Origin of the sequence: Dyella sp. BiH032 (genome assembly GCF_031954525.1) — a bacterium.
Classification (GTDB): domain Bacteria; phylum Pseudomonadota; class Gammaproteobacteria; order Xanthomonadales; family Rhodanobacteraceae; genus Dyella_D.
Map to the genome: position 1 here is coordinate 141,386 of NZ_CP134867.1, position 17,021 is coordinate 158,406.

General features: G+C 68.8%; 15 protein-coding genes. 10 read left to right on the forward strand and 5 right to left on the reverse strand.

Annotated features, from left to right (window positions below; all coding sequences use genetic code 11):
• Positions 1–129 precede the first annotated feature (129 nt).
• From RKE25_RS00585 to RKE25_RS00605, 5 genes are all read left to right on the forward strand, one after another.
• Positions 130–1,188: a hypothetical protein gene (locus tag RKE25_RS00585; RefSeq protein WP_311840331.1), complete on the forward strand. Its 1,059-nt coding sequence runs from the start codon at positions 130–132 to the stop codon at positions 1,186–1,188.
• 81 nt (positions 1,189–1,269) lie between these two features.
• Positions 1,270–1,905, forward strand: a complete 636-nt coding sequence (locus RKE25_RS00590) for a ParA family protein (protein WP_311840332.1) — start codon at positions 1,270–1,272, stop codon at positions 1,903–1,905.
• 37 nt (positions 1,906–1,942) lie between these two features.
• Positions 1,943–2,431 carry a histidine phosphatase family protein gene (locus RKE25_RS00595; protein ID WP_311840333.1) on the forward strand — a complete coding sequence of 163 codons (489 nt, stop codon included), beginning with the start codon at positions 1,943–1,945 and terminating at the stop codon, positions 2,429–2,431.
• Positions 2,428–3,018 carry a YceI family protein gene (locus tag RKE25_RS00600; RefSeq protein ID WP_311840334.1) on the forward strand — a complete coding sequence of 197 codons (591 nt, stop codon included), beginning with the start codon at positions 2,428–2,430 and terminating at the stop codon, positions 3,016–3,018. The genes RKE25_RS00595 and RKE25_RS00600 overlap by 4 nt, the downstream gene beginning before the upstream one ends.
• A 64-nt stretch (positions 3,019–3,082) precedes the next feature.
• Positions 3,083–4,957, forward strand: a complete 1,875-nt coding sequence (locus tag RKE25_RS00605; protein WP_311840335.1) for a phospholipase D family protein — start codon at positions 3,083–3,085, stop codon at positions 4,955–4,957.
• A gap of 12 nt (positions 4,958–4,969) precedes the next feature.
• On the opposite strand, the gene RKE25_RS00610 is transcribed toward RKE25_RS00605, so the two are convergent.
• Both RKE25_RS00610 and RKE25_RS00615 read right to left on the reverse strand, forming a co-directional pair.
• Complete coding sequence (locus RKE25_RS00610) at positions 4,970–5,497, reverse strand: energy transducer TonB (RefSeq protein ID WP_311840336.1); 528 nt, start codon at positions 5,495–5,497, stop codon at positions 4,970–4,972.
• Between the two features lie 18 nt (positions 5,498–5,515).
• The gene (locus tag RKE25_RS00615; protein ID WP_311842294.1) at positions 5,516–6,799 is read right to left on the reverse strand and encodes an acetyl-CoA C-acetyltransferase; all 1,284 of its coding nucleotides are present in this window, start codon (positions 6,797–6,799) and stop codon (positions 5,516–5,518) included.
• A 116-nt stretch (positions 6,800–6,915) separates the two neighbouring features.
• Here RKE25_RS00615 and RKE25_RS00620 point away from each other — a divergent pair, with 116 nt between their 5' ends.
• Together RKE25_RS00620 and RKE25_RS00625 are read left to right on the forward strand one after the other, a co-directional pair.
• Positions 6,916–8,058 carry a hypothetical protein gene (locus RKE25_RS00620; protein ID WP_311840337.1) on the forward strand — a complete coding sequence of 381 codons (1,143 nt, stop codon included), beginning with the start codon at positions 6,916–6,918 and terminating at the stop codon, positions 8,056–8,058.
• A gap of 144 nt (positions 8,059–8,202) precedes the next feature.
• On the forward strand, positions 8,203–10,674 hold the full coding sequence (locus RKE25_RS00625) for an EAL domain-containing protein (protein ID WP_311840338.1): 2,472 nt from the start codon (positions 8,203–8,205) through the stop codon (positions 10,672–10,674).
• A 134-nt stretch (positions 10,675–10,808) separates the two neighbouring features.
• Here RKE25_RS00625 and RKE25_RS00630 read toward each other — a convergent pair whose 3' ends face one another.
• From RKE25_RS00630 to RKE25_RS00640, 3 genes are read right to left on the reverse strand one after another with little or no spacing between them, the layout of a single operon-like run.
• Positions 10,809–11,258 carry a GNAT family N-acetyltransferase gene (locus RKE25_RS00630; protein WP_311840339.1) on the reverse strand — a complete coding sequence of 150 codons (450 nt, stop codon included), beginning with the start codon at positions 11,256–11,258 and terminating at the stop codon, positions 10,809–10,811.
• Between the two features lie 16 nt (positions 11,259–11,274).
• The gene (gene ntrC, locus RKE25_RS00635) at positions 11,275–12,663 is read right to left on the reverse strand and encodes a nitrogen regulation protein NR(I) (RefSeq protein WP_311840340.1); all 1,389 of its coding nucleotides are present in this window, start codon (positions 12,661–12,663) and stop codon (positions 11,275–11,277) included.
• Entirely contained in the window at positions 12,656–13,663 is a 1,008-nt protein-coding gene (locus RKE25_RS00640) for an ATP-binding protein (protein WP_311840341.1), read from the reverse strand. Before RKE25_RS00640 ends, ntrC begins: the two co-directional genes overlap by 8 nt.
• A 193-nt stretch (positions 13,664–13,856) precedes the next feature.
• On the opposite strand from RKE25_RS00640, the gene RKE25_RS00645 reads away from it, so the two are divergent.
• The 3 genes from RKE25_RS00645 to RKE25_RS00655 all read left to right on the forward strand — a co-directional run bounded on the left by RKE25_RS00645 (position 13,857) and on the right by RKE25_RS00655 (position 16,839).
• Positions 13,857–14,615, forward strand: coding sequence for an SAM-dependent methyltransferase (locus RKE25_RS00645; protein ID WP_311842295.1), 759 nt, complete (start codon positions 13,857–13,859; stop codon positions 14,613–14,615).
• Between the two features lie 166 nt (positions 14,616–14,781).
• Positions 14,782–15,042: a hypothetical protein gene (locus RKE25_RS00650; protein WP_311840342.1), complete on the forward strand. Its 261-nt coding sequence runs from the start codon at positions 14,782–14,784 to the stop codon at positions 15,040–15,042.
• 72 nt (positions 15,043–15,114) lie between these two features.
• Positions 15,115–16,839, forward strand: a complete 1,725-nt coding sequence (locus RKE25_RS00655; RefSeq protein WP_311840343.1) for a GGDEF domain-containing protein — start codon at positions 15,115–15,117, stop codon at positions 16,837–16,839.
• Positions 16,840–17,021 lie beyond the last annotated feature (182 nt).

Consider the following 17,021-nt stretch of genomic DNA (forward strand, 5'->3'; position numbering starts at 1 on the left):
GCCCGAGGCGGCGAAGGGGCCATGCTAGCAAGCGTTGCGCGCCACGCCCGCTCCATACGTTCCGTGGGATCAGGCAGGCTTAATCCGGACTGAGTATGCTGGGCCGCTTCTTTCGGGATGGAGAACAGCATGCGCGGATGGCGCTACCTCGCCCTGGCCATGGCCGGCACCCTCGCGATGGCTCCCGCCTTCGCTGCCAAGCAGACGCCCAAGCCCGGCCCCAAGTCCAGCGAAGCCCGCAAGGCCGAAGATGGCCGCAACGACGCGCTGCTGGCGTTCCAGCGCGACCTGATCAGCGTGCTCGCCCCCCGCGCCGATGCACTGCCCCTGCTGGGCGCTGCCCTGCTCGCCCGGCCGCTGCCCAACCAGCCGAAGTACAACGACTTCCACACGCTCATCGAGCGCGCCGCCAAGGCGGACGACGCCACGCCCGCGGTCACCTGGTTGCGCCTGAGCGATTGCGACGCCAAGGCCGACGCCTGTCCCAACGCCGACGCACTGGGCAAGCTGACCGGGCAGGCGCCCGACAATGCCGCGATATGGCTGCTCAAGCTGGGCCAGGACGCGCACGACGGCCGCAAGGACGCCGCGCGCGAGGATCTGGCCAAGGCCGCCGCCGCCAAGATCTACGACGACTACACCGGCACCAGCCTCAAGGCGCTCGCCGAGAACGTCACGGTACTTCCTCCCCCGCCGGCCACGATCAGCCCGCTCTCCGCCACAGGGGCCACCGGCGTGCAGCTGACGCTGGTGTTCGGCTTGGCGGCGACCCAGCCGCAGCCGGGCCTGCAAGCCACCGCCAGGCTGTGCGAAGGCGCCGGCGACGACGCGGCGCTGAAAGACGACTGCCTCAAGCTCGGCCGCCTGCTGGAATGGGGCTCCAGCCCGCTGGCGCGCTCGCTGGGCCTGCATCTGCGCGAGGTGCTCGCGCCCGATCCGGCCCAGCAGGAAGACGCCAGGCGTGCCCGTCGCAACCTGGTCTGGCAGGTGCAGAACTTCGCCCAGCTGTCCTCCCGCGCCCAGGGCGACGTCGCCCTCGCCCAGCACATGCTCGCCCTCGCCCGCAGCGGCGGTACCGAGATGAGCCTGATGCTGGCCGCGCTGCGCGACTATCAGATTCCCGCGGACGCCCCGGCCGAAGGGGAAAGCGCCAAGGAAAACACGGTATCGGGAACGGGCAACGGCTAAGCCGCGCCCTGCGCGCCATTCCCTGTTCCCTGTTCCCCCATCCCGTGTACCCTTGGCCCACCTCGACAACAGGGGCGGCGCATGCTGACAGTGCTGGTGGCAAGCAGCAAAGGCGGTTGCGGCAAAAGCACGCTGGTGACCCAGCTGGCTTCGCACTGGGCGCAGGACGGGAAGCACACGGCGATCGTGGATGCCGACCGGCAGGGTTCCAGTTTCCGCTGGGCGGCGCGGCGCGCCGAGAACAACGTTCCCGGCGTGCTTGCCGTGGAAGGCGGGCGCAAGGCGCTGGATAAACTTCCCGAGGACACGCAACGCACCCTCGTCGACACGCCGGCCGGTTCGCACGAGCGCGAACTGGAACCCTACCTGGAACAGGCCAGCGTGCTCCTCGTGCCGGTGCTGCCCTCGACCTTCGACCTCGACGCCACGCTCGATTTCCTCCAGCACCTCCAGCAGATCCCGCGCATCAAGCGCGGCAAGCTGCCGGTGGGCCTGGTGGGCAACCGCCTCAAGCCGTGGACCCGCGCCAGCCAGGACGCCATGGAACAGGTCGCCGCCCAGTCGCCCTTCCCGCTGGTCGCGGAACTGCGCGACAGCCAGGCCTACGTGCTGCTGACCGCGCTCGGCAAAGGCATCTTTGACTACGGCTCCGAGCAGGTGCGCGGCCACCAGGAGGACTGGAAACAGCTCCTGCGCTGGATCAAACGCCAGCATTGAGCCAACCTAGCGCGCACTCATTCCTTCGGAGCCATCCATGCGAGAACTCATCCTGTTGCGCCACGCCGAAGCCCAGCCCGCACAGCCTGGCGGAGACGACCTGGGCCGCCGCCTGAGCGGACGTGGCGAGCAGGAAGCCCGCGCGGCGGGCCGGTGGCTCGAGCAATGGCTGAAGAAGCACGGCCAGCAGCGGCCGGGCCGCGTGCTCTGCTCGCCGTCCGAGCGCACCCGCGCAACCGCGGCGCTGGCCCTGGCCGAGGTGCAGGGCGCGCCGGAACCCGAGCTCTGCGAAGACATCTACGAAGCCACCCAAGGCGAGCTGCTCGCCCTGCTCGACGATCACGGCGACGTCGACTCGGTCCTGCTGGTCGGCCACAACCCTGGCATCGAGCGCCTGGTCGCGCTGCTGGCCGAGGGACGCTCCGACGAATACCGCGGCGTGCCGCCCGCCGGCATCGCGGTGTTCCACTCGGACGAGGGCTTCGAACCGGGCCATGCCCGCCTGGAAGCCTTCTGGTCGCCGTGAATCGCAGACGACGACGCTGGCTCGCACAGCGCGTCGCGGCTCCGCTGGTTCTTGCCCTCGCCTCGCCCTCCGCGCTCCACGCCGCCGATTACCGCATCGACCCCGCGCGTTCGCACGCGGAGTTCGGCGTGCGCCTGTTCTGGCTGAGCCAGGTCACCGGCAGCTTCGAACGCATCGAGGGCGAGGTCACCCTGAGCGCGCGCCGCGACGTCGCGGTGGTCGACGCGCACATCGCGGTCGACAGCATCCGCATGGGGTCCGAGCGGTTCCGCCGCTGGGTCATGGCGCCGGAGTTCTTCGACGCGGAGCATTACCCGACGATCCATTTCGTCTCCGAACCGGTGCCGGTCGCCTCGCTGGAGAACGGCGGCGAGCTCTACGGCAGGCTCACGCTGCGCGGCGTCTCGCGCCCGGCCCACTTCGAGTTGCTGCCCTCGCCCTGCCCGCTGGACTCGCCGCGCGAATGCCGCATCGAGGTGCGCGGCGACATCCAGCGCAGCGACTTCGGCATGACCGGGCACCGTACGGCGCTGTCCGACCAGGTCCGCCTGGGCCTGGTCATCGCCATCGACCGCGCCGCGCCATGAACGACCGCTGGCCCGATGCGGCCGGCGCCGCGTCGGCGCGGCCATCGCTCCGTATCATCGCGCCATGACTTCGCGCTGGACGTGCGTCCTACTCCTGCTTCTCGCCTCCGCCCTGCTGCCCGGCTGCACGATGTCGCCGGCGCAGATCCGCCGTGCCGACGCCCTGGTGACGGCGCAGACCGATCATCGGGTCGATTGCGCGACCGCAGACCATTGCGCGCAGCCGTCACCCCTGCTGGATGCCGCCGAAGCCGCCCTCGGCGCGTCCACCGCGGAACATCCCGTCCACATGGTCACGCTGCTCAACGACAGCGAGCCGGCCATGGTGGCGCGCATCAACCTGATCCGCGCGGCGAAACGCTCGATCGACATCCAGACCTACATCTGGGACCAGGACGACGCCGGCCAGCTGGTGCTCGACGAACTGGTGCGCGCCGCACGGCGCGGCGTCAAGGTACGCATCCTGGCGGACCAGCTGTTCTCCTTCAACGACGTGAACTGGCTCACTCGCCTGGCGCGCGCGCACGCCAACCTCGAGATTCGTCTCTACAACCCGACCTTCCGCGAATCGGAAACCTCGCCGCTGGAATTCGCCGCCGGCATCGTGTGCTGCTTCCACACGCTGAACCAGCGCATGCACAACAAGATCCTGCTGGTCGACGACGCCATCGGCATTACCGGCGGACGCAACTACCAGGACCGCTACTTCGACTGGGACAACGACTTCGACTACGTCGACCGCGACGTGATGGTCGGCGGCCCCGCCGCGCGCGAGATGAGCGAAAGCTTCGAGCGGTTCTGGAAGCACAAGCGCTCCGTGCCGTTGCCGCACCTGCGCGACATCTACCGAATGCTGGTCAATTCGCCGCCGGCGCCCTGGCGCGAGCCGGTCTACCTGCACCCCGAGCGCGTCGCGCGCGTGCAGGACGAAGCGGAAGATCCCGATTGGCTGGACGAATACCTGATCGACCCTTCGTTGCGCACCACCTCGCCGGTGGAGTTCTTCAGCGATCTGCCCGCCAAGACCGAACAACCGCGGGAACGCGAGGCACGCGAATTCACCGCCAACGTGATGCGCATGGTGGGCTCGGCCAAGGCGGAAGTGGTGCTGCAGACGCCCTACCTGGTGATGAGCAAGCGCGCCCGGAAGATCTTCGAGCGCCTGCACGGGCAGGAAGAACCGCCGCGGATCGTCGTGTCGACCAATTCTTTGGCGTCCACCGATGCGTTTGCCGTGTACGCGATGTCGTACAAGCACCGCAAGCGCTACCTCACCGAGTACGGCTTCGAAATCTACGAGATGAAACCGCGCGCGCTGGGTCCGGCGCAGGACAACGCCTACGCCAGCGCGGACGATGGCCCCAGCGGCGAGAAACCGGTGAGCAAACGCCGCTTCGTCGGCACCGAGGGTCGCGGTGTATTGCTGGGCCGCGGCGGCAAGCGCAACCGTCCTGCGCCCCTGATCAGTCCCGGCCGGCGCTTCGGCCTGCATGCCAAATCGATCGTGGTGGACGACCGCTTCGCCATGGTCGGCTCGCACAACTTCGACCCGCGCTCGGACCACTACAACACCGAGGCAGGCGTCATCGTGTATGACCGCGCTTTCGCCCAGCAGCTGCGCACCGCGATCATGCGCGAGACCCAGCCGGAGAACGCCTGGGTGATCGCCCCGCGGCAACGCTCGATTCCCCTGCTGTCCGATCTCAACGCGGCCATCGGCGACCTGTCGGCCTCGCTGCCGCTGTTCGACTTCTGGCCGTATCGCTACGCCACCAGCTACGAACTCAAGGAAGGCTGCACGCCGATGCGGCCGAGCGACCCGGATTTCTTCAGCTGCTACCAGCCGGTGGGCGACTTCCCGGAAGTGGCCATCTCGCCCAAGCTCATCTACACGCGGTTGATCACGGCGTTCGGCTCGGGCGCGAACGGCATTCTTTGACGGCCGCCCGCCTCAGACCGGCTTGTCGGCGGTGGCGAAGCGCATCGGCAGGTTGCCGCTGACGCCTTCGGGATGATCGGCCGGTACGGCGAAGCGCCAGCGCTGCACGGTCTGGACCGCTTCCTGGTCCAGCGCCGGATCCCCGCTGGACTGGTCCACCACCGCATGGATCACCCGCCCTTGGCCATCGACTGACAGATGCAGCACGACGCTGCCCTCGCGCACGACCCGGCGACTGAAGAACGACGCCGGCGCCGCCGGCATCTCGATCGGCGTCAGCGTCGTCGTGGCCGGTTCGGCCGGCTCGGCCGATGCCCGCGCCACGTCCACTGGCGGCAGATGGACGGCATGCGACGGCACGCGAGGCTTGACCGCTTGCGCCCGCGGGGCGGGCGACGACACGGCAGCGGCCCGGCTCCGGGCCGCGATCCGGTCCGGACCCGCCCATCCCGCCGTCAACCCGCTGAGCCAGGCAGTGCCCGCCACGCCCACCGCCAGCGCGAGCAGGCTCAAGGCAGTGGTGGTGCGCAAGCGGAACATGGCTCGGGAAAAAGCGCCTCAGCGCTCCAGGATAGCGGTCACGCCCATGCCGCCGGCGGTGCAGATGGAAATCAGGCCGCGGCCCGAACCCTTCTGCTCCAGCAGCTTGGCCAGCGTGGCGACGATACGCGCGCCGGTGGCGGCGAACGGATGCCCCACGGCTAGGCTGGAACCGTGCACGTTGAGCTTCGCCGGATCGATGCTGCCCAGCGGTTTGTCCAGCCCCAGGCGGCTGCGGCAGTACTCCTCGCTTTCCCACGCACGCAGCGTGCACAGTACCTGCGCGGCGAAAGCCTCGTGGATCTCGTAGAAGTCGAAGTCCTGCAGAGTGAGGCCATGGCGCGCGAGCATGCGCGGCACCGCGATCGTCGGCGCCATCAGCAGGCCTTCGCCATGCACGAAGTCCACCGCCGCCACCTCGGCATCGCGGAAATAGGCCTGGACGCTCAGGCCGCGCTTGGCCGCCCAATCCTCGCTGGCCAGCAGCACCGCCGCCGCGCCGTCGGAGAGGCCGGTGGAGTTGCCCGCGGTCAGCGTGCCGTGGCCGGAAATCTTGTCGAACGCCGGCTTGAGCGAACCCAGCTTTTCCATGGTGGTGTCGGGACGCAGGAAGCCGTCGCGCTTGAGGCCGCGGAACGGCACCACGAGGTCCTCGAAGAAACCGGCTTCGTACGCGGCCGCCAGCTTCTGGTGGCTTTCCAGCGCCAGCCGGTCCTGCGCCTCGCGGCCGATGTGCCATTCCTTGGCCATGCGCTCGCAATGGTCGCCCATCGACATGCCGGTGCGCGGCTCGGCCACGCCGGGGAACGCGGGCTTCAATTCCTTCAGGGAGAAGCCGCGGGTGAAGGCGGCCATCTTGTCCTGCCAGCCCTTCGCGCGGTTGATCGCCAGCAGGCGCTTGCGCAAGCGCTCGCCCAGCACGATCGGCACGTCGCTGGTGGTGTCCGAGCCGCCGGCTACGCCGGCCTCGATCTGTCCCGTGGCGATCTTGTTGGCAATGATGATGGCGTTGTCCAGCGAGGTGCCGCAGGCGCGCGCCGTGGTGATGCCGGGCGTGGTGGGCGCAAGTCCGGAGGAAAGCACCGCCTCGCGCGCCAGGTTCCACTCCGAGGAGTGCTTGATCACCGCGCCCATCGCCACTTCGCCCAGCTCCTCGCCGTGCAGGCGGAAGCGCTCGACCAGGGAGCCCAGCACCTTGACCGACATGCCGAAATTGCCGACGTCGGCATAGGCGGTGTTGTTGCGGCAGAAGGGAATGCGGATGCCGCCGATCACACCGACGCGCTTGGGGGTGTTTTCCATGTCCTTGAGGATCCAGCCGGGCTGAGCGTTCAAGGCTAACGCGCCCCGCCAGCGGGCGAAAGCCTGAACGCCGCGAATGCTAGACTTTTGGTTCTTTGCCGTTCGGGTTCGCAAACGTGGAAGCCTCGTCGCTGGTCGCCCTGCCCATCGTGCTCGCGCTGGAGCTGTCGCCGGGCGAGAAACCCGGCCGCCTCACCCTGAGCCGCGACGACGCGGCCGAGCTGGCCGCCTTGGCGGCGGCCGACCTGCACGCGCTGGTGCCGGACGTGGCGCAAGGCCGCCTGGCCATGGCCGGCGCGCTGTTCGACGCGGTGGAGCTGCTGCGCCCGGGCTTCCCCGTGTGGGCCACGCTGGACGAGCTTGCCCGCCGCGTGCCGCGCGGCCATCTCGACAACGTGGTCGCCTTCGGCACCCACGAGGGGCACATGCCGGCGCAGCCGCTGGAACCGGAGGCTGCCTACGCCGACGGCCCGATGCGCCTGCTCCCGCTCAGCCTGCTGGCGCCCGAGGAGCTGGCCGAGGAACTGGCCAGCCGGCTCGAGGTGGAGCTGGTCGGCCGCGGCGAAGCCGGCGCGCGCACCGCCGACTGGCTGATGCGCACGCTGGGCGTGCGTCTGGAGCACGCCCGCTACCTGAGCCGCAACGACCTGCTGGCAATGACCTGCGTGCAGTACGAGCACGTCAATCTCGCCGCGTTGTGGGAGCTGCTCGAATGCGCGCTGCTCACGCCCTACCGCGAGGAATCCACCCTGAGCGCCCGCGGTCTCGCGCTCAGCTATGCCGACGGCAAGGTCCGCGTGCAATCGCCGGCCGATTGGGTCGCCGCGCAGCCTGGCGAACCGGCGCAGCGCGCACACGACCTCGCGGGCATCGTGTTCGAGCTGCGCCAGTACGCGGCGCTGCTGCAGGCGCACGGCCTCGAACTGGACATTAGTTCGGCCGGCGCGCAAGCAACCGAGACCGGCCCGGGCTTTCTGCTGGAAACCTTCGGCGCGCCGGAGCCTGCTTATGGCGAAGCGCAGCTGTACGCCCACGAAGCACCCGGCCTGGGCGTGGTGGCGGTGACGCTGGCCCAGCGCGGCGAGAACGGGCGCGCCCGCGTGCTCGCCCATGGATATCCCCTGCAGCCGCGCGCCCTCGGCCCGCTGGCCGCGACACTGGCCGAACGCTACGCCCTGCCCGCCGAGCTGCACGCGCTGGGCCGCATCCTGCTCGACGATGCCGGCCGGCTCGGCGCGCCCGCGCAGCCGCTGCACTGACAGCGCTGCGCACCGGCAAGGTTCGCGCGCCCCTAGACATTTCCTTCACCTCGCCGCGATCGCCGCCTACTGCCCACCCGCTGCGACTTGGCGCATGATGCGGGCTGGAGCGTCCTACAGGGGTGGCGGACGGACGGTATGGGCATGCAGCGGATCGAACCCGATCGGCGGACCGGGCCGGCAGCGTCCGAGCCCGAATGGACCACGCGCGTAGTACACGGCGCGCCGGCCCTCATCGCCTACATCGATCGCGAGCGCCGCATCCGCTTCGCCAACGCCGCGCACCAATCCTGGCTGGGCATCGAGCCCGAGCGACTGATGGGCCGCCTGGTCGCCGAGGTCCTCGACGAGGCCAGCCTCCAGCGCGCCGGCCACTGCCTGGAACAAGCCCTGCGCGGACACGCCGCGGTCTACGAAGGCGAGATGTTCAGCGGCAACTCGCGCTGCTATGTGCATGGAAGTTTTCAGCCGGACTACGACGCCGACGGCGAGGTATGCGGCGTCTTCACCGTGATCATCGACATCACCGAGCGCCACGCGCTGGAAATGCGGCTGCGCGAGAGCGAGCAACGCTTCTTCGGCGCTTTCCAGCACGCGGCGATCGGCATGGGCCTGGTCGCGCCCGACGGCCGCCTGCTGCGGGTCAACGCCGCGCTGTGCCACATGCTGGGCTATCGCGAGGAAGAACTGCTGCAGCAGAACATCCGCGACATCACCCATCCGGACGACGTGGCCAAGAGCTGGGAGCTGGCTGCCGAGCTGATGGAAGGCAAGCGCGACTCCTATCAATTGGAAAAGCGCTACTTCCACCGCGACGGCCGCGTCGTGCACGTGCTGCTGACCGTCTCGCTGGTGCGGGCGCCCGACGGCACGCCGTTCCACGCCGTGGCGCAGATCCAGGACATCAGCCAGCGCAAGGCCTATGAGGAAGCCCTGTTTCGCGAACGCGAGCTGGCCGAGGTCACCCTGCGCTCCATCGGTGACGCCGTCATCACAACCGACCTGCAGCTGTGCGTGACGTCGCTCAATCCGATCGCCGAGGCGATGACCGGCTGGAGTCAGGCCGAGGCCTTCGGCCGCCCCATCGAGGAGGTCTTCCGGCTGATCGACGGCGACAGCAGCGAGCTGATGCGCAACCCGCTGCGCGAGGCGATCGGCCGCGACACCATCGTCGAACTGCGCGGCAACGCCATGCTGGTGCACCGCAACGGCTTCCGCACGCCGATCGAGGATTCGGCCGCCTCCATCCACGATCACGCCGGCAACGTGATCGGCGGCGTGCTGGTGTTCCACGACGTCAGCGCCACCCGCGCGCTGGTGCTGAAGATGGCGCACATGACCCAGCACGATACCTTGACCGGTCTGCCCAACCGGCATCTGCTGCAGTCGCGCCTGGCACAGGTGATCGCGGCGGCACGGCGCCGGCAGGGTCGCGCGGCGCTGGTGTTCATCAACCTGGACCACTTCAAGCAGATCAACGATTCCCTCGGCCATCAGACCGGCGACCAGCTGCTGCGGCTGTTCGCGGCACACCTGCGCGGCCTGCTCGGTGGCGAGCACATCGTCAGCCGCACGGCGGGCGACGAATTCATGGTGGTGCTGCCGCACGTGGACGGCGCGGCGGAAGCGGCCAAGATCTGCGAGCTGCTGATGCGCCGCTGGCACGACCACCCGCCGGCGGAACTGTCCGAGCTGGCCCTGAGCTTCAGCGCCGGCATCAGCCTTTATCCGGACAACGGGGATGACGCGGAAAGCCTGATCCGCCATGCCGACACGGCGATGTATGAGGCGAAGATGCAGGGGCGCAACAGCTACCGCCTGTTCACGGCCGCGATGTCCGAGCGCCCGGCGGCGCAGATGCGCATCGAGCGCGACCTGCGCCGAGCCATGCGTCGCGGCGAGTTGCAGCTGCACTATCAGCCCAAGGTGGACGCGCTCACCGGCGTGGTCGTCGGCGCGGAAGCGTTGCTGCGTTGGCAGGTGGACGGCCGCGACGTGTATCGGCCCGACCAGTTCGTGCCCGTGGCGGAGGAAAGCGGCCTGATCGGCCCGCTGGGCAAGTGGGCGCTGCAGGAGGCCTGCCGCCAGGCGGCCGCGTGGCACCGCTCCGGACGCAGCGTGTCGATCGCCGTGAACGTCGCACCGCCGCAGTTCCTGCAGCCGGGCTTCCACGACACCCTGCGCGAGCTGCTGCACGAGAGCGAACTACCGCCGGGCCTGATCGAGCTGGAGCTGACCGAGCGCATGGTGATGTCCGGCGGCGATCACAGCCGCGCACTGATGCAGCAGCTCAAGGACCTGGGCGTCAGCCTGGCGCTCGACGATTTCGGTACCGGCTACAGCAGCCTGTCCTATCTCAAGCACTTCCCGATCGACGTGCTGAAGATCCCCCGCGCCTTCGTACGCGACGTGGCGACCGACACCGACAGCGCCGCGATCGCCGACGCCATCATCACCATGGCGCAGAGCCTGGAGATGAGCGTGGTCGCCGAAGGCGTCGAAACCGCGGAGCAGGCCGACTACCTGCGCGATGCCGGCTGCCGGCTGTTGCAGGGATTCCTGTACGGCGCGCCGATGCCCGCAGTGGAGTTCGAGCGCCTGCTGCAGCCCGCGTGACGAGATGCCAGTACCTCGCTCTCCCCATTAGGGAAAGGGCTAGGGTGAGGCACCTTACGTAGCGAAATTCCCAGTCATCAGCGGCGCAGTGGCGATCGCCTCCATACACCCAAACCCTGTCGCCCTCGCCCGCGCTACAACCCCGCCTCATACATGAAGTAATGACAGCGCTCCATGCCGAGCCCGGCATACGTCCGCTGCGCGCGTTCGTTCTCGGTTTCCACGTACAGGCGCACGCCCACCGCCTTCGCGGCGCGCGCCCGTTCGACCACCGCGTCGTACATCGCGCGGAACACGCCGCCGCGGCGGGCATCCTCGACCACGTAGACGCTCTGGATCCAGAAAAAGTCGCCGCAGCGCCAATCGCTCCATTCGTACGTCACCAGCAGGCAGCCCACCGGTGCGCCATCGCGTTCGGCTACGAGGTAGAAGCCGCGCCGCGGCTCGTCGAACACGGCCGCCACGCCGCGCGCCAGCACATCGGCGTCGAGGCGCTTGCGTTCGGTCTCCCAGGCCATGGCCTGGTTCCACGCGGCGATATGGGGAATGTCGCCGCGCTGCGCGGCCCGGACGGCGAGGGTCATGCGGACTCCATAGATCTCAGGAACGAGGCGGCCGCCGCGTGCGCGACGCGCCGAGCTTGCGGGTGAGCGTGTTGCGGCCGACGCCCAGCGCGGCGGCCGCATGCTGGCGATGCCCGCCGTGCGTGGCCAGTGCCGCTTGCATCAGCGTGTGGTCCAGCGCCTCGCGGGCGCGGGCGTGGATGTCGCTTTCGCCGTCGGCCAGCGCTTGCGCCGCCCATTCGCGCAGCGCATCGGTCCAATCGCCGAGGGCCGGCGGGGCCGGCGCGCCGCCGAGATCGGCCGGCAGGATCTCCGCGCCCGGCGCGATCACGGCCAGACGGCGGCACAGGTTCTCCAGCTCGCGCACGTTGCCGGGATAGTCGCGCTGCGCGATCGCCTTGAGCGCGGCCTTGGAAAAGCGCTTCGGCGGCAGCTTGAGTTCGTGCGCGGCCGCGGCGAGGAAATGCCGCGCCAGCAGGGGAATGTCCTCGCGCCGCTGGCGCAGTGCCGGCAGCTCGATGCGCACCACGTCCAGGCGATGCTTGAGGTCCGCGCGGAACAGGCCGTCCGCGACGCGCGCATCCAGGTCCTGATGCGTGGCGGCCACGATGCGCACGTTGCCGCGGATCAGCTCGCGCCCGCCGACCCGATAGAACTCGCCGCCGGCCAGCACGCGCAGCAGGCGCGTCTGCAACGCCAGCGGCATGTCGCCAATCTCGTCGAGGAACAGCGTGCCGCCCTCGGCCTGCTCGAAGCGGCCGGCGTAGCGGCGCGTGGCGCCGGTGAAAGCGCCCGCCTCGTGGCCGAACAGTTCGCTTTCCAGCAGCTCGCTGGGAATGGCCGCGGTGTTGAGCGCGACGAAGGGGCGGCCGCGCCGCGCGCTCTCCTCGTGCAATGCGCGCGCCACCAGCTCCTTGCCGGTACCGGTTTCGCCGGTGATCAGCACATTGAGATCGCTGGCCGCCACCCGGCCGATCAGCCGGAACACCTCGCGCATCGCCGGGCTCTCGCCGAGCAGCGCATGCGTCGGCGCCATCGGCGCAGGAGGCGGCGCGGCGACGGCCGGCACGTCGGCCAGCGCACGCTGCACGGAAGCCACCGCCTGATCGAGATCGAAGGGCTTGGCCAGGTAATCGGCCGCACCCGCGCGATAGGCGGCGGCGGTGGTGGCGACGTCGGTGAACGCGCTCATCACGATCACCGGCCCGATGCCGCGCGCCTTCAGGTCATTGAGCAGCGACAGGCCATCCTCGCCGGGCATGCGCACGTCGGTCAGCAGCAAGGCCGGCCGCGCGTCGCGCAAGGCCTCGCGCACCGACGCGGCTTCCTCGAACTCGCGTACCGCAAGGCCGGCATCGCGCAACGCCTCGGCCAGCACGAAGCGCACGCCGCGGTCGTCGTCGGCGATCCAGATCTCTTCACTCATGCGCGCGCTCCAGGGGCAGGTACAGCGAAAACACCGTCTCGCCCGGCCGGCTGGCGAAACGCAGCTCGCCGCCGTGTTCGCGAGCCATCTCGCGCGCCAGCGCGAGGCCCAGCCCGGTGCCGTCGGCGCGGCCGGACACCAGCGGCTCGAACAAGGTGTCGCGCAAGGCCGCGGGCACGCCCGGGCCGTCGTCGATGACGTCCACCCGCAGTGCCATGCGCAGCACCCGGTCGCCCATGCGCAGGCCGTGCTCCACGCGCGTCCGCAGCGTGAGCGTGCGCGCCCCCGCCTCGATGGCGTTGCGCGCGAGATTGAGCAGCACCTGCTGCAGCCGCTCGGCATCGCCCTTCACGTCCGGCACGCTGGGGTCGTAGTCGTGGCGCAGCTGCGGCGGCTCGGGCTCCGCCTGCAGCAGGCCGCACAGCCATTCCAGCTGCTCGTGGATGTTGACCGGCCCCAGTCGCGGCGCGCCGCCGTGATGCAACAACCGGTTGGCGAGCGAGGCGAGCCGGTCCGCCTCGGCGATCACCAAGCCGGCCAGCGCTTCCAGATCGCCGTCGCCCACGCGGCGCTGCAGCAGCTGCGCGGCGCCGCGCAAGCCCGCCAGCGGATTCTTCATCTCGTGCGCAAAACCGCGCAGCGTGGCCGACAACGGCGATGCGCCGCCGACCGGCTGAGCCAGCACGTGCACTTCCAGCAACAGGCCGCCGTCCACGGGTTGCAATGCCACGTCGGCCGTCCATTCGCGGCCGCGCACCGTCCGCAGGATCACCCCGCGCCACTGCACGACTTCCGCCTCCCGCAGAGCGCGCCCGGCCTGCGCCAGCCAATCCGGTTCCTGCAGCAGCAACTGCAGCGGCTGCCCGACCGCGCTGCGCGGACCCGCGTCCAGCCATTCGGCTAGCGCCGGATTGATCCAGGTGACGCGCAGCTCCCCGTCGACCAGGGCCAGCCCGGTCGACATCTGTTCCGCCAAGGCGCGCCAGGATGCCGTGTCCATTGCACCATCATGGGCAATGCCTTGGATTGGTGCAATGCTGGCGTAAGGCATCAGAAGGGCCCCGGCCTTATCGTCGGCCAGATTTCCTATGCCTGCGTCACAAAAACTGCCCTACTATCACGCGATGAACACCTCTTCTTCACGGTCGGCGGACGAACCGCGCCGCGGCAGCCTGGCGTGCGTCGGCCTGGGCATGACCCTGGGCTCGCACCTCACGCCGCTGGCGCGCAGCCATATCCAGCAGGCGGACGTAGTGTTCGCGGGCCTCTCGGACGGCGTGGTCGAGCTCTGGCTGCAGCGCATGCATCCGGACGTGCGCAGCCTTCAGCCCTACTACCGCGAGGGCAAGTCGCGCATGAAGACCTACCGGGAATGGGTCGAGCTGATGATGGCCGAGGTGCGCGCCGGCAAGCGCGTGTGCGGCGTCTTCTACGGACACCCGGGCATCTTCGCGTGGTCGCCGCACAAGGCGATCGAGGTGGCGCGCGCGGAAGGCTTCGATGCGCACATGGAACCAGGCATTTCCGCGGAGGACTGCCTCTATGCGGACCTGGGGATCGACCCGGGCAGCTTCGGGTGCCAGCACTTCGAGGCGAGCCAGCTGCTGTTCTACGAGCGCAGGATCGACACCGCAGGCTACGTCGTCCTGTGGCAGGTCGGCATCGTCGGCAACCGCTCGCTGGGCCGCTTCGACGCGGGCCCGAAGTACCGCGCGCTGCTGGTGGAACTCCTGAGCCGCGACTATCCGCTCGACCACGAAGTCATCGTTTATCGCGGCGCGACGTTGCCGATCGAGAAGCCACGCATCCGCCGCCTCACGCTCGGCGAACTGGCCGACGCGCCGCTGACCGCCGAAGAGACCGTGCTGCTGCCGCCGGCGCAGCCGCTGAAGCTCAACACGGCCATGCGGCAACGACTCGAAGCGCTGGACAAGGAAAGCGCCCTGGCATGAAGCCGAAACGCCAAGGCGACAAGCTTTTCCGGGCCCACGGCCCAGTGTGACCGGCCGGCGCGGCACAGCCATTCATCGGCGCCGCGGACAGCCAGGACCATGCCGGCGGCAGCGTAGCCGGCATGCGCCAACCAAGTAGTGCCATATCGAAACAGGGGGAAATACGATGGACACCATTGATCTGCTCGAGGCGATCGGAAGCGACGCTTCGCTGCGCCATCTGCCCGGCGATGAGCTGGCCAGGAAACTAGAAGCGTCAGAGGCTTCGGATGCCTTGAAGGCCGCCGCCTCGAACGGCGACCGGTCGCCGCTGAAAGTGGAGCTGGGACGCGAAGTCGAACCGCCGCCGCAATCGACCCAGTTCCCGGCCGAGGAAGAGCCCGAGGAAGAGGACGTTCCCACGATTCCCGACGAGCAAGCGCTGTAATCGGATTCGGCCTCCGACATGACCGAACCGGCGAAGCGCTTGCGGTCATGGCCTGTACGGATAGGCCTTGCCGTGGGCGCGCTCGCGCTATCCGGAAACGCCGCTGCGGTCATCGCCGACCCGGCGGCGTTTCTCGCTCAGGCCGAAGGCCTGCAGCGGAAAGACCATCCGCGCTTCGTCGAAATGCTCAGGCAGATCCAGCATGAAGCGCCGACACTGTCGCCGCGCGAATCCTGGCACCTGCGCTACCTGGACGCCTGGGAAGTCATGTTCCAGGGCGACTACGTGCGCTCGGAGAAGCTGCTGCGAGAGGTGATTGGCCATTCCGGGGACGACATCCTGACGCTCCGCGCGTCCTCGCTGCTCCTCATGAACCTGGGGCTCAATCAGCGCTACGAAGAAGCCTTCGCGCTGGCCAACCAGCTGACCGGCGAACTGCCGCGCATCAAGGACGCCGCGACCCGCTACTCAGTGCTGATGAATCTCTCCCAGGTGCTGGACTATGCGGGCCAGACGGACCTCGCCATCAAGTACGCGCGCATGATGGACGACACCATCCCGCCCGGCGACAACCGCTGCCTGCCGCTGAACCTGCAGATCGCCGCGCTCTACAACGGCAAGCGCCTGACCTCCTCCAGTCCGGAACTGCGGCAGGGCATCGACGCCTGCACCGAGGCGCGGCAGGCGGTCGCCACCAACAGCATCCGGCTCGTGCTCGGCAGCCTCTATCTCGACGAGCACCAGCCCGCCAAGGCCATGGCCCTGCTCGACCAGATCGCGCCGAGCATCCGGTTGAATCGCTACTACCAGCACATGCTGTCGGCGCAGACCGAGCGCGCGCAGGCCCACGCCATGCTCGGCAACGACAGCGAAGCACGCAAAGCCGCGCTCGCCGCTCTCGCCATGGGCCATCCCGGCGAGATCAGCGAATGGCTGATGGTCGCCTACGAAGTGCTGTACCAGATTGAAAAACGGCAAGGCCACAGCGCAGCCGCGCTGGCCTACCACGAACAGTACGCCGCACAGGACAAGGGTTACCTCAACGACGTCAGCGCGCGCACGCTAGCGTACGAAATGGCCCAGCAGCACCTGCACGTGCAGCGGCTCGAAACCGAGGCGCTCAGCAAGCAAAACCGCATCCTGCGATTGCAGCAGGCTTTGAATACCAAGGCCGTCGAGGCCGGCCGGCTTTATATCGCCATGCTACTGCTGGTGATTGTGTCGATCGCACTGTGGCTGTTCCGCATCAAGCGGTCGCAGCTGCGCTTCAAGAGGCTGTCGTGCATCGACGGCCTTACCGGCACCTCCAACCACCAGCATTTCATCGGCGAGGCCGAACGCGCGCTACGGTTGATGGAACGAAAGCAAGGCACGGCCTGCCTGATTTCCATCGACCTGGACCATTTCAAGCAGATCAACGACACCCACGGTCACGCGATGGGCGACGCCGCGCTGAAACGCACGGTGTCGGTATGCAAGCAGCTGCTGCGGCCGAGCGACCTGTTCGGCCGGCTTGGCGGCGAGGAGTTCGGCATCCTGCTGCTCGACCGCACGCGCGAGCAGGGCGCACTCGTCGCCGAACGCCTGCGGCAGGCGATCGAATCGACGCCCGTCATGGACGCCGATTGCACCGTCCCGTTGTCGGCCAGCATCGGCGTCGCCTCGACGGCCGCTTCCGGCTACAGCTTGCAGCGCCTGTGCCGCGACGCGGACGCGGCGCTGTACCGCGCCAAGCGCAGCGGACGCAATCGCGTCGTCGCCGACGGCGACATCGAGGCGAACGCCAGGGTCGCGTGACGTCGCGAAGCAGGCGATTTCATTTAGATCGATCTTTCCAGGGTATTTTTGGCTCCGCACATGTCACGCGTGTGACGCTCGACTATTTCATTTAGACGTCTGGACGCGTCAGCTTCGTGTGGGTTTTTCATCGAAGCGCCATGGAATTTTCACGCGCGCTCGCTAGCTTCGCCGGCTCCCTC